At 41.2% G+C, this 12,892-nt stretch carries 15 protein-coding genes; all 15 read left to right on the forward strand.

Annotation, left to right across the window (positions count from 1 at the left end):
- Positions 1-335 precede the first annotated feature (335 nt).
- Entirely contained in the window at positions 336-812 is a 477-nt protein-coding gene (rimP, locus tag HBHAL_RS10155) for a ribosome maturation factor RimP (protein ID WP_014643313.1), read from the forward strand.
- Positions 813-826: 14 nt separating this feature from the next.
- Positions 827-1,933: a transcription termination factor NusA gene (gene nusA / locus HBHAL_RS10160; RefSeq protein WP_014643314.1), complete on the forward strand. Its 1,107-nt coding sequence runs from the start codon at positions 827-829 to the stop codon at positions 1,931-1,933.
- Positions 1,934-1,945: 12 nt separating this feature from the next.
- A complete protein-coding gene (rnpM, locus tag HBHAL_RS10165) occupies positions 1,946-2,221 on the forward strand; it encodes an RNase P modulator RnpM (protein WP_014643315.1) in 276 nt (91 codons plus the stop codon).
- Positions 2,218-2,532, forward strand: a complete 315-nt coding sequence (locus tag HBHAL_RS10170; RefSeq protein WP_014643316.1) for a YlxQ family RNA-binding protein — start codon at positions 2,218-2,220, stop codon at positions 2,530-2,532. The genes rnpM and HBHAL_RS10170 overlap by 4 nt, the downstream gene beginning before the upstream one ends.
- An 8-nt stretch (positions 2,533-2,540) precedes the next feature.
- A complete protein-coding gene (infB, locus tag HBHAL_RS10175) occupies positions 2,541-4,622 on the forward strand; it encodes a translation initiation factor IF-2 (RefSeq protein WP_014643317.1) in 2,082 nt (693 codons plus the stop codon).
- Positions 4,619-4,897 (forward strand): DUF503 domain-containing protein, encoded by a 279-nt coding sequence (locus HBHAL_RS10180; protein ID WP_014643318.1) that lies wholly within the window; start codon positions 4,619-4,621, stop codon positions 4,895-4,897. The genes infB and HBHAL_RS10180 overlap by 4 nt, the downstream gene beginning before the upstream one ends.
- Positions 4,898-4,924: 27 nt before the next feature.
- Positions 4,925-5,275, forward strand: coding sequence for a 30S ribosome-binding factor RbfA (gene rbfA, locus HBHAL_RS10185; RefSeq protein ID WP_014643319.1), 351 nt, complete (start codon positions 4,925-4,927; stop codon positions 5,273-5,275).
- Positions 5,276-5,345: 70 nt separating this feature from the next.
- The gene (truB, locus tag HBHAL_RS10190) at positions 5,346-6,242 is read left to right on the forward strand and encodes a tRNA pseudouridine(55) synthase TruB (protein WP_014643320.1); all 897 of its coding nucleotides are present in this window, start codon (positions 5,346-5,348) and stop codon (positions 6,240-6,242) included.
- A 27-nt stretch (positions 6,243-6,269) separates the two neighbouring features.
- Entirely contained in the window at positions 6,270-7,190 is a 921-nt protein-coding gene (locus tag HBHAL_RS10195; RefSeq protein WP_014643321.1) for an FAD synthetase family protein, read from the forward strand.
- Between the two features lie 127 nt (positions 7,191-7,317).
- Complete coding sequence (rpsO, locus tag HBHAL_RS10200) at positions 7,318-7,587, forward strand: 30S ribosomal protein S15 (RefSeq protein ID WP_014643322.1); 270 nt, start codon at positions 7,318-7,320, stop codon at positions 7,585-7,587.
- Between the two features lie 122 nt (positions 7,588-7,709).
- A complete protein-coding gene (gene pnp, locus HBHAL_RS10205) occupies positions 7,710-9,833 on the forward strand; it encodes a polyribonucleotide nucleotidyltransferase (RefSeq protein ID WP_014643323.1) in 2,124 nt (707 codons plus the stop codon).
- Positions 9,834-9,940: 107 nt separating this feature from the next.
- Complete coding sequence (locus tag HBHAL_RS10210) at positions 9,941-10,861, forward strand: polysaccharide deacetylase family protein (protein ID WP_014643324.1); 921 nt, start codon at positions 9,941-9,943, stop codon at positions 10,859-10,861.
- 14 nt (positions 10,862-10,875) lie between these two features.
- Positions 10,876-11,109, forward strand: a complete 234-nt coding sequence (locus tag HBHAL_RS10215; protein ID WP_014643325.1) for a YlmC/YmxH family sporulation protein — start codon at positions 10,876-10,878, stop codon at positions 11,107-11,109.
- 285 nt (positions 11,110-11,394) lie between these two features.
- Entirely contained in the window at positions 11,395-12,297 is a 903-nt protein-coding gene (gene dpaA / locus HBHAL_RS10220) for a dipicolinic acid synthetase subunit A (RefSeq protein WP_014643326.1), read from the forward strand.
- Entirely contained in the window at positions 12,287-12,886 is a 600-nt protein-coding gene (locus HBHAL_RS10225; RefSeq protein ID WP_014643327.1) for a dipicolinate synthase subunit B, read from the forward strand. The genes dpaA and HBHAL_RS10225 overlap by 11 nt, the downstream gene beginning before the upstream one ends.
- Positions 12,887-12,892 lie beyond the last annotated feature (6 nt).

Genomic DNA, 12,892 nt, shown 5'->3' on the forward strand with positions numbered 1-12,892 from the left:
GAAATGTGTACACCTCTTAAGAGTGGTGTCATTCTTCCTCTATTGCATATTTTAAGCATCTATGGTATATTTTTTTATGGTGAGAAGAGCGATATGAACGACCAGAAGAGTGGGGCAACCCACTCTTTCGTCATATTTAACGCTGATGACTGTCAAGAAACCGGAACCATTAGAGGCTTCAAGCCCGTTTGACTCGACCGCTATGATTTAATTCATAGCGGTTTCTCGTGGACCTTCTTTAGTCTTCACCGCTTATGCAGAATTGAAATGAAATCAATGATTGAATGCCATACTAAATTAAAATGTATGAAAGTGTTTTTAAAGGAGGGAAGATCATGAGTCATCATCATGTAACATCCGTTACAGAAAAGCTCGTGCAGCCAATTTTGGAAGATATGAACCTGGAGTTGGTAGAGGTCGAGTATAAACAGGAAGGGAAGAACTGGTACCTTCGTGTCTTTATCGATAAACCTGAAGGCGTAGATATTGAAGAGTGTGGTCAAGTTTCTGAAAAACTGAGTGAAAAACTTGATGAAGAAGACCCTATTGAGTTTCCATACTTTTTAGAAGTAGCCTCACCCGGAGCTGAGAGACCTTTAAAAACTCAAGAAGATTTTAAAAAGTATGTAGGCGAACATGTATATATGAAATTATACGAACCCATTGATCAAGAAAAAGAGTTCGAAGGAACGCTCGTTTCTTTTGAGAATGAAACAGCAATAGTAGAAATTCGAATAAAAACAAAAAAGAAGCAGCTGGAAGTACCATTCAGTAAAATTGCTAAGTCGAATCTGGCTGTCACGTTTAACTAAGGGGGAGAAAACTGTTGAGTAGTGAACTATTTGATGCCATGAATTATCTAGAAAAGGAAAAAGGCATCGACAAAGGTTTGTTGTTGGAAGCACTTGAAGCTGCGTTAATTTCTGCCTATAAAAAGAACTTTAATTCAGCCACTAATGTTCGGGTAGATATTAATGAAGATGAAGGCAGCATGAAAGTGTTTGCCAGAAAAACAATTGTGGATGAAGTAATGGATCCCCAGCAGGAAATTGCTTTAGAAAGCGCGAAAGAAATTGATCCTAACTATGAAGAAGAAGATGTCATTGAAGTCGAAGTTACACCAATGGACTTCGGGCGTATTGCAGCTCAGGCAGCGAAACAAGTAGTAACTCAGCGTGTCCGCGAAGCTGAGCGCGGCATTATATACGGTGAGTATGTGGATCGTGAGGAAGATGTCATGACAGGCATTATTCAGCGGAAAGATCCGCGTTTCGTGTACGTTAACCTTGGAAAAATTGAAGCTAGACTGCCTGAAGGGGAACAAATGCCAACGGAAACTTATGACGTTCATGATCGTTTAAAAGTATTTGTTACGAAGGTGGAAAATAGTAACAAGGGCCCTCACATCTATGTCTCCCGCACACATCCTGGACTTTTGAAGCGATTATTTGAAATGGAAGTTCCTGAAATTTATGATGGCACCGTAGAAGTTCGATCTGTGGCACGTGAAGCTGGGGACCGCTCAAAAATCTCTGTTTACGCTGAAGACCAGGAAATTGATCCCGTCGGTTCTTGTGTGGGTCAGCGAGGACAGCGTGTACAGGCTATCGTTAATGAATTAAAGGGTGAGAAAATTGACATTGTCCAGTGGTCGGAAGATCCGATTGAATATGTTTCTAACGCCCTGAGTCCTTCCAAAGTTGTGGAAGTTCTTGTTGATGAAGAAGAAAAAGCTACAACGGTTATCGTTCCTGATTATCAACTATCACTTGCAATAGGTAAACGCGGGCAGAATGCACGCCTGGCAGCGAAGTTAACTGGCTGGAAGATTGACATTAAGAGTGAAAGTGAAGCACGTGATCAGGGTCTGCTTGATGAAAGTGAACAAACTGATGTTGACGAAGAAATAGAAGATGAATTGTTTGATGAGTAAGGAGGGGTACTTATGGCCCGTTCTAAAAAACAACCACTCAGAAAGTGTATAGTTACTCAGGAAATGTACCCAAAGAAACAGTTGATCAGGGTCGTCCGAAATAAAGAAGGAGAAGTCTTCGTAGATGAATCCGGTAAAAAAAACGGACGAGGAGCTTACCTCTCAAGAGACCTTGAGGTTATAGAAAAAGCAGAAAAACACCAGGTGTTAAATCGCCATTTGAATACATCCGTAGACACAGCCGTTTATGAAGAACTAAAAGCAACAATTAAGGCAGACGAAAAATGAACAAACGTTATTTGAATTTATTAGGTTTAGCTTTCGGAGCCGGAAAGTGTACACTTGGAGAAGAAGCGATCGTTCGGGATATCCAGAAAAACAGAGCAAAAATCGTTCTTATCGCTTCTGACACAGGAAAACAAACAAAAAAAAAGCTGACAGATAAATGCAGCTTTTATGATATACCTTGCTATATGGTTGATGATCGGGAAACACTATCACAAGCCATCGGAAAGGCAGGGAGAGTCGCGATCGCAGTTCTTGACCAAGGATTTGCGAAAAAGTTGCAATCGCTACTCGATGAATCTATTCGGGGGTGAAGATATATATGACTAAAATGCGCGTATATGAATATGCCAAGAAAAATGAATTAGCAAGCAAACAAGTAATTGAGCAATTGAAAAAGATGAATGTTGAAGTTTCCAACCACATGTCAACTGTAGAGGATGATGTGGCTAAACAATTGGACCAGGCTTTTGGCAAGAACAAGCCAAATACTGAAGCCAAGAACACGGATGGCCAGAAGAATAATAAACCATCCAATAAGCAGCAAAAACCAAATCAGAAAAACCAGAAAAACAATAAGAATAAAAACCAGAAAAATCAAAAGTCTTCCAACCAGCAGCAGACTCCGCAGAAAAAGCAGAAGAAACAAACACCAGAAAAAATTACATTTTCTGAGAGCTTAACCGTAGGAGAGCTGGCTGAAAAGCTAAACAAGGATTCTTCTGAAATTATCAAAAAATTAATGTTTCTCGGTGTAATGGCTACTAAAAATCAGGAGCTTGAGCCTGATTCCATTGAATTGATCTGTGATGAATTTAATGTGGAAGTCGAAGAAGAAGTGATCGTTGACGAAACGGATATTGAAAACATGACATTTGACGACAACCCTGAAGACCTGAAAGAACGTCCGGCTGTCGTAACCATTATGGGTCACGTAGACCATGGTAAAACTACATTGCTCGATCAAATTCGTCATACGAAAGTAACTGAAGGAGAAGCTGGCGGAATTACACAGCATATCGGTGCTTATCAAATCGAACACGATGAGAAACAAATTACTTTCCTTGATACACCAGGTCACGCTGCCTTTACCAGCATGCGTTCCCGCGGTGCACAGGTTACGGATATCGCGATATTAGTAGTAGCAGCGGATGACGGTGTAATGCCACAGACGAAGGAAGCCATCAGCCATGCAAAAGCGGCTGGAGTTCCTATTATCGTTGCCGTTAACAAGATGGATAAAGAAGGGGCAAACCCTGACCGCGTCATGCAGGAATTAATGGAATATGGATTAATTGCTGAAGACTATGGCGGAGAAACCATTTTTGTGAAAATGTCAGCTGTTCAAGGAGAAGGAATCGACGAGTTAGTTGAAATGATTGTCCTCGTTTCTGAAATGGAAGAGTTGAAAGCCAATCCTGACCGTCTTGCGTATGGAACGGTTATTGAAGCAGAACTAGACAAAGGTCGTGGCCCTGTTGCAACCCTTCTCGTACAAAATGGAACGCTTAATGTAAGTGACTCCGTAGTTGTAGGAAATACGTTCGGACGTGTACGTGCCATGGTTAATGATATCGGACGCCGTGTGAAAGTGGCAGGCCCGTCAACTCCTGTAGAAATAACTGGCTTAAATAATGTACCTCAAGCAGGCGACCGCTTCCTCGTATTTGAAGATGAGAAGAAAGCACGCTCCATCGGCGAAGCACGCGCTCAGAAGGCTCTTGAACAAAATCGGAGCTCTACTGCTAAAGTCAGCCTGGACGATTTGTTTGAACAAATCAAACAAGGAGATATTAAAGATATTAACCTGATTGTTAAAGGTGATGTTCAAGGTTCCGTAGAAGCTCTTGCAGGTTCTCTTGAGAAAATTGATGTTGAAGGCGTTAAAGTTAAAATCATCCATACTGGGGTGGGCGCTATAACAGAATCGGACGTTGCTCTGGCCGCTGCTTCTAATGGTATCATTATCGGATTTAATGTTCGTCCAGATGGAAATGCCCGAAAAGCTGCTGAATCCGAAGATGTACAGATTCGTCTTCACAACATTATTTATAAAGTAATGGAAGAGATTGAAGCAGCCATGAAAGGAATGCTTGATCCTGAATATGAAGAAAAGATCATAGGTCAAGTTGAAGTTCGTGAAATCTTCAAAGTTTCCAAGGTGGGCACAATAGCCGGTTCTTATGTAACCGATGGAAAGATATCCCGTAACTCCGGAGTACGTATTATCCGCGATGGAGTCGTTATATTCGAAGGGGAAATCGATGCTCTTAAACGTTACAAAGATGATACGAAGGAAGTCCAGCAAGGATACGAGTGTGGAATTACGATTAAGAACTTTAACGATATTAAAGTCGGAGATATTATTGAGCCATATGAAATGCAGGAAATCGAACGCACATGATTTTGAGTGCTGAGATCGAGTGCATCATTTATGATGCTCAGTCGCTGAAGGAAAAAAGGTCGGTCCTCAAGCGTGTGAAAACAAGGATTCAAAACGAATTCAATGTAGCTGTAAGTGAACTTGATTATCAAGATCTCTGGCAGCGCACATGTATCGGTTTAGTTACGATAGCCAGTGATAAGGTTATAGCCGAACAAACCATTCAAAGGACCCTGTCCTTCATCGATTCTTTTCCAGAATTGGAAAGAACGGAAACCGTTCTGGAATGGCTATAACGTTCGTTCAGAAGAGGTGAAGAAGTTATGAATGATTTACGTGCTAATCGTGTCGGAGAACAAATGAAAAAAGAATTGAGCGATATTATCGGTAAAAAAATCAAGGACCCGCGTGTGGGCTTTGTTACCGTGACAGAAGTGAAAGTCACTGGCGATTTGCAGCAAGCTAAAATTTTCATCTCTGTATTAGGAGATGAAAAACAAAAACATGATACCCTCGTTGGTTTAGCCAAAGCTAAAGGGTTTATACGCTCTGAGATCGGTCAGCGTATTCGTCTTCGTAAGACTCCGGAAATTATGTTTGAGTTTGACGAGGCGATTGAACGAGGGAATCGTATTGAAACGATTCTTCGCGATTTGAATGACACAGATAGCTAAAATTTTGACGAATCCGTGCTCTTGCAGCACGGATTCTATGTGTATAAAAAACTTACTCTGAGGTGGTTTCATGGATGGGATTCTTCCATTATGGAAGCCTAAAGGATTTACTTCCCATGATTGTGTAAGTAAAGCTAGAGGGATGTTAAAAACTAAGAAAATTGGTCATACGGGAACGCTTGATCCAGAAGTAGAAGGAGTATTACCTTTATGTGTAGGAAAAGCTACTAAAATCGTTCCATTTTTGACAGATACGATCAAAGTATATGAAGCTTCGGTGAGGATGGGGTATTCCACAGCAACAGAAGATGCTGAAGGTGAAATAATCGAGAGAAAACCTGTAAGTCCTTCACTTAGCTTAGAAAAAATTAAAGAAGAATTACCTTCTTTCCAGGGAGATATTATTCAGGTTCCTCCTATGTATTCAGCTGTTAAAGTAAACGGGAAGAAGTTATATGAGTATGCCAGAGAAGGCATTGAAGTCGAAAGACCTAAGCGTCAGGTTAGAATTGAACAAATAGACGTCACGAGTCGTGATCTAGTATTTGAAGAAGAAACCGCTTCTTTTTCTATTCGGGTTGTATGTTCAAAAGGAACCTATATCCGAACGCTTTGTGCGGATTTGGGCCGCGCACTTGGGTATCCTTCTCATATGTCTTCCCTTGTACGTACTAAAACAGCTGATATTTCCGAACAAGAGTGTTATCGCTTTGAAGAAATTCAACGTAAAGTGGATGAACATAAACATCACGAGCTGCTATTACCCATAAAAAGAGGGCTTTCTCATATGCCATCATGGGAAGTATCGGAAAATATGAAGCCGCTGATTCAACATGGCAGGGTATTAGATAAACCTGAACATCTTGATGCGGATAACTTTTTAGTTCTGTGTGGAGAAGAAGCGTTAGCCATATATCAGCAGCATCCAACCAAGACTGGATATGTAAAGCCCTTACGAGTCTTTTAATAATAAGTAATAAAGCAGGTGAGTGAATTGAAAACGTTTCGTCTGTCGCAATCGTCATCGGACTCAATAGAATTGGAACCTAACGTGACAGCTGTAGGTTTCTTTGATGGGATCCATAAAGGGCATCAGCAAGTGATCAGCACGGCTGTAAAGAAAGCCCAGCAATTAAGCTTGAAAAGTGCAGTAATGACCTTTGATCCTCATCCTTCTGTAGTTTTAAAGAAAGAAAAACAGCATGCCCAGTACATTACTCCTCTTAAAGAAAAAGAGGAGATTCTTGAAAATATGGGAGTAGATTATTTATTCGTCGTTCATTTTGATAAAGATCTTGCTGCGTTATCTCCTCAATCATTTGTAGATGAATATTTTGCTAGTTTAAAAGTCGAGCATGTCGTAGCAGGATATGACTTCAGTTATGGCCATAAGGGGAAGGGATCGATGGAAACACTCCCTGAACATGCTAAGGGACGATTCACTCACACTGTAGTTAGAAAAGTTGCCCAGGATGAGGATAAAGTCAGTTCTACAAGAATACGTACCTTACTGGATGAAGGAAATGTTTCTGAAGTTCAGAAGCTTTTAGGGCGAAAGTTCTCAGTCAGAGGAGAAAGAAGGGAAGATACGTCGAGTGCGTGTTTTTCCCTTGCTATTAGCTCCTCTTATTACCTTCCTCACCCCGGCATTTATGCTGTAACGATCTCGGATCATCAAAGAGATTACAAAGGAATGGCGATCATAGAGGACGAGGAGCTTACAAGAAGTGAAACAATGAACCAGAAGATTTATCTTCACTGCCTTGAAAGTCCAGTTTCTGATGTCCCTGCAGAGTTTATCGTGTATTTCCATCAATTGATTAGAGAAGAAAATCTCTCTGAACAATTGAGTGAACGAAGCAGGCAAAGGGAAAAAGCCAAAGAGGATATCCGGCAGTTTTTTCGCATAGGTTAAAGGTTATCCTTGCATTTTGCCTTCAAAAATTGTACTCTTTACTATGGAACCTTCGCTTGGCGGAACGTAACTCCGACGTCCGCTCGGGGAATGGGAATTTCAAATTTTTTCAGGAGGTGTAGCTATAATGGCTATCACACAAGAACGTAAACAAGAACTAATCAATGAGTACAAGACTCATGACAATGACACAGGATCTTCTGATGTACAGATTGCTGTACTTACAGCTAAGATTAATGCATTGAATGAGCATTTACGTACTCACAAGCAGGACCACCACTCTCGTCGTGGCTTGCTTAAAATGGTAGGTAGACGTCGTAACCTATTGAACTACCTGCGTAATAATGACATTACACGTTACCGTGATTTAATTAAAAGTCTTGGCTTGCGTCGTTAATGATGGTAGAAAAAGCGGGAGTATTCCCGCTTTTTCTGTATGTTTACATACATAAGGGTGTAAACTGAGTTTAAACCCTTACTTGTACTAATGAGTTATTCTTGAGAGGAGTTAAGTTTTATATGGCAGATGAAAAGCAAGTGTTTTCAATTGATGTGGCCGGCCGTACTTTTTCTGTGGAAGTAGGCGAATTAGCGAAACAAGCTAATGGTGCCGCACTTATCCATTATGGAGATACAACCGTTCTTTCTACAGCAACGGGGTCCAAAGAACCGAAGGACCTTCCATTTTTCCCGTTAACAATTAATTATGAAGAGCGTTTATACGCGGTTGGTAAAATCCCAGGAGGTTTTATTAAGCGAGAAGGCCGTCCGAGTGATAAAGCTGTCTTGGCTTCCCGTTTGATCGACCGTCCAATTCGCCCTCTTTTTCCGGAAGGTTTCCGTAATGATGTTCAAGTCATCAGCTCGGTGATGAGTGTCGATCAGAATTGCTCGTCAGAAATGGCAGCGATGCTTGGTTCATCTATTTCCCTTGGCATATCTAATATTCCTTTTGAAGGACCTATCGCCGGGGTTATTGTTGGAAGAGTAGACGGCAAATTTGTTATTAATCCGACTGTGGAAGAACAAGAAAAAAGTGATATTGACTTAACAGTAGCCGGAACGAAAGATGCGATCAACATGGTAGAAGCAGGGGCTCAGGAAGTACCGGAAGCAGACATGTTAGAAGCGATTATGTTTGGCCATGAAGAGATTAAACGACTGGTTGAGTTTCAGGAAGAAATCGTTGCAGCTGTCGGCCGTGAAAAAATGGAAGTCCAGCTGTTCGATCTTGAATCGGAACTGAAACAAAAAGTTGAAGAAGAAGCAACAGCTTCCATCGTTTCTGCCATTAAAACAGAAGAGAAAAAAGCCAGAGAAGATGCGATCGAGCAGGCTAAAAGCGACGTAATTGCTTCTTATGAAGAACAAGAAGCAGACGAGGAAACGATCAAACAAGTTGGAGCCATTCTTGAAAATATCGTAAAAACCGAAGTGCGCCGTTTAATCACGAAGGATAAAGTTCGACCAGACGGAAGAGGCGTAGATGAAATTCGCTCCTTGACTTCCCGTGTAGGTTTACTCCCTCGGACGCATGGATCAGGTTTGTTTACAAGAGGACAAACCCAGGCTCTTAGTGTATGTACCTTAGGTGCCTTAGGTGATGTTCAAATTTTAGATGGACTGGACTTAGAAGAATCCAAGCGTTTCATGCACCATTATAACTTTCCAAAATTCTCAGTAGGCGAAACCGGGCCTATCCGTGGACCTGGACGTCGTGAAATTGGACATGGTGCTTTAGGTGAGCGTGCACTTGAAGTAGTGATTCCATCAGAAACTGAATTTCCTTACACCATTCGTCTGGTATCAGAAGTTCTGGAATCTAATGGTTCTACATCACAAGCAAGTATTTGCGCTAGTACACTGGCCATGATGGACGCAGGCGTTCCTATTAAAGCGCCGGTAGCTGGAATTGCTATGGGTCTTGTGAAATCAGGCGATGATTATACGATATTGACGGATATTCAGGGAATGGAAGATGCACTTGGAGATATGGACTTTAAAGTAGCTGGTACTGAAAAAGGTGTAACGGCTCTTCAAATGGATATTAAAATCGAAGGGTTATCCCGTGAAATTCTTGAAGAAGCACTAGGTCAAGCTAAAAAAGGCCGTATGGAAATTCTGGGGCATATGCTTGAAACACTGCCAGAAACCCGAAGCGGACTTTCTCAGTATGCTCCGAAGATTATGACAATGAAAATCAGTCCTGATAAAATCCGTGATGTGATTGGACCAAGCGGAAAACAGATTAATCAGATTATCGAAGACACTGGCGTTAAAATCGATATCGAACAGGATGGAACCGTCTTTATATCTTCTACGGACGCTGATATGAATGCTAATGCACAGAAGATCATTGAAGACATCGTTCGCGAAGTAGAAGCAGGCGAAGTTTACGATGGTAAAGTGAAGCGCATTGAGAAATTCGGCGCCTTTGTAGAGTTATTCAAAGGAAAAGAAGGTCTCGTGCACATTTCTGAAATGGCGGAAGAGCGTATCGGTAAAGTTGAGGATGTTGTCTCTATAGGTGATATCATTAAAGTGAAAGTCAAAGAAATTGACAATCAGGGACGAATCAATCTTTCCCGTAAAGCAATTCTTGTAGAAGAGAAGAAAAAACAGGAAGCTAACACTGAACAGTAGCTCCAATTTAAATGAAAATAAAGATGCTGGCTTGCCAGTTTCTTTTTTTCGTTGTAAGGGTCTAACTAGTTTTTTACTTTCATACACTTTTTTTAGGAGTGGATCTTATGAAAGTAAGAAAAGTTGGACTTTTTTTTATGGTTATTTTTTTTATTGCAGGAGTTGGACTGGCTTATCTGACTGCAAGGACTGAAGCTCCGGTTTCAGGAAGTGATGCTCTTTATCAGAAGATCGAAGAGAAAAAAAGTAATTATGAATGGAAAGCTGAAGATGCTCGAATTGACTCTGTATGGAAGAAAACCCCTGGTATTATTGGTCGTTCTGTGGATGTGGAAGCTTCATATGTAAAGATGAAGGAAAAAGGGAAGTTTGATCCGAAACTTCTCGTGTTTAAGCTGATTAAGCCTAAGGTTTCACTTAGTGATCTACCTCCTTCTCCTATCTACAGGGGGCATCCGGAGAAGCCAATGGTTTCATTTCTTATCAATGTATCCTGGGGCGAAGAATATATTCCTGATATGATTGAAACTTTCAATAAGCATCAGGTGAAAGCTACCTTCTTCATTGACGGAGCATTTGCCCAAAAATTTAATGAACTGGTTCAGATGATAGAAGAAGAGGGGCACACAATTGGCACTCATGGGTATAACCATAAAGATATGGGGCGGATGACGAAAGAGGAGGCAAGAAATAATCTGGAACAAGCTGATGAATGGTTATTTGCACTGACAAAGACGAAAGTTAAATACTTTGCACCCCCGTCAGGCAGTTTTAACATGGCGACGGTTGAAGCAGCTCACGAGATGGGAATGGAAACTGTACTGTGGACTGTGGATACTATTGACTGGAAAAAACCGACTCCAGATGTTCTGGTGAACCGAGTGATGGGACGCATTCATAATGGAGCCACCATTTTAATGCATCCTACAGAAGTTACCGCAGGCAGTCTGCCTGATCTTATTGAGTCGATTAAAAGAGAAAATTACCGGATCGGTTCTCTTCCGACACTGCTAAGTGAAGAACGATAAGGAAAGGGTGGACCATGATGAGGTTAAAATCATTGGCTAAAAAAGAAGTAATTAATGTAGAAAATGGCCAAAAACTGGGGGTGCTTGGAAGAGCTGACCTTATATTTGATCCGAGCACAGGGAAAATACAATCTATTGTTATTCAAAATAACGGAATCACAGGTATCGGTCCTGCTAGAAAAGAATTAATCATTGAGTGGGAACAGATCAAGACGATTGGCGCAGATACGATTTTATTAAAAAAATAACTTTATAAATTTAAAATGTTCATTCTCACGGATGTCTCTGTTTTCCAGAAATCCGTTTTGTTATTCATGTTGAAGTAGTTCGTTTTTAGACCTCTTCGTCGCGCAGGGGTATAGAAAGCATGACAATTACATTGAATGCAAAAAACCATCTTATCGATTCCATAAGATGGTTTTTTTAGTGACTTTTACTTCTTAGAAAAGCCCCCATTGATTTGCTTTCACTAACTGCATGGTACGGCATAGGATACAAGGAGATTAGATCATAGAAAAAAGGAGACATCCGGCATGCTGACAGGATTTCATGTAGCGGTTATAGGGGGCGATGCCCGACAGATCGAAATCATTCGAAGGCTGAATGGTTGGGATGCAACTGTTTATATAGCCGGCTTCAATCAGTTGAATGAAAGTTTTACTGAGGCCATCGACCTTGACTTTGAAAGTGAGCAGGTAAAACAATTAGACGCTATTATCCTCCCCATTCCTGGGATGGATGAAGAAGGGAATGTGGACGGAATTTTTTCAAACCGTCTTATATCAATATCGGAAGATTGGCTGAAGAAGACCCCTGAACATTGTTTGATTTTTACAGGGATTTCAAATAACTATTTAAATGATTTAACCAAACGTGTGAATCGATCACTAATTCCATTGATGGATCGTGACGATGTCGCTATATTTAACTCCATTCCCACTGTGGAAGGTACAATCATGCTTGTGATTCAGCATACTGATTTCACCATTCATGGATCGAGAGTTATCGTTCTTGGATTAGGACGCGTGGGAATGGGGCTAGCCAGAACGTTTGATCACCTTGGGGCTGAGGTGTCTGTAGGTGTGAGATCTTCTAAAAGTGCGGCAAGGGTTTATGAGATGGGTTTGACTCCGATTGACATGACAAACCTTCAAGATGTAGACCTGGAATGCGATATTCTTTTAAATACTGTTCCACAGCTTGTTGTTGACGCTTCCATAATAAAGCAGCTTCCTTCCCATGCCTTAATCCTTGACCTTGCTTCCAAACCAGGGGGAACCGACTTCTCCTATGCAGATAAAAGAGGAATTAAGGCTATTCTTGCACCCGGTCTCCCTGGTATTGTAGCACCCAAAACAGCGGGGCAGATCATCGCTGATGTGGTCTATCGTTTATTAAGTAAGAACATTAGAAAGGAGATCGATCATGACGCATAGTTTAAAAGGGAAAACAATAGGGTTCGGTCTGACTGGCTCTCATTGTACGTATCACGAAGTATTTCCGATCATGCGTGAGCTTGTAAGTTCGGGAGCGATCGTAGTTCCAATTTTATCGTATACCGTTCAAAAAACGGATACTCGTTTTGGGGATGCTGCCGATCACTTGAAAACGATTGAAGAGATTACAGGGGAGAAACCAATCATGACCATACCAGACGCTGAACCACTGGGGCCTAAACGTCCGCTGGATTGTATGGTAATCGCTCCTATGACAGGTAATTCCACCAGTAAATTTGCTAATGCATTAACAGATTCGCCTGTACTAATGGCTGCAAAAGCAACTCTTAGAAATGAAAGTCCAGTAGTTGTAGCTATTTCGACAAACGATGCTTTAGGATTGAACGGTGTAAATGTGATGCGGTTGATGGCCACGAAGAATATATATTTTGTCCCGCTTGGGCAGGATCATCCATATAAAAAGCCAAACTCTTTAGTAGCTGATATGACGCTTATCCCGAAGACGATTGAGAAAGCGATCGAAGGTAAACAGCTTCAGCCGGTTTTAATTGAACGTTATAAAGAGTAAATTTCC

This window comes from Halobacillus halophilus DSM 2266, assembly GCF_000284515.1.
Lineage (GTDB): Bacteria > Bacillota > Bacilli > Bacillales > Halobacillaceae > Halobacillus > Halobacillus halophilus.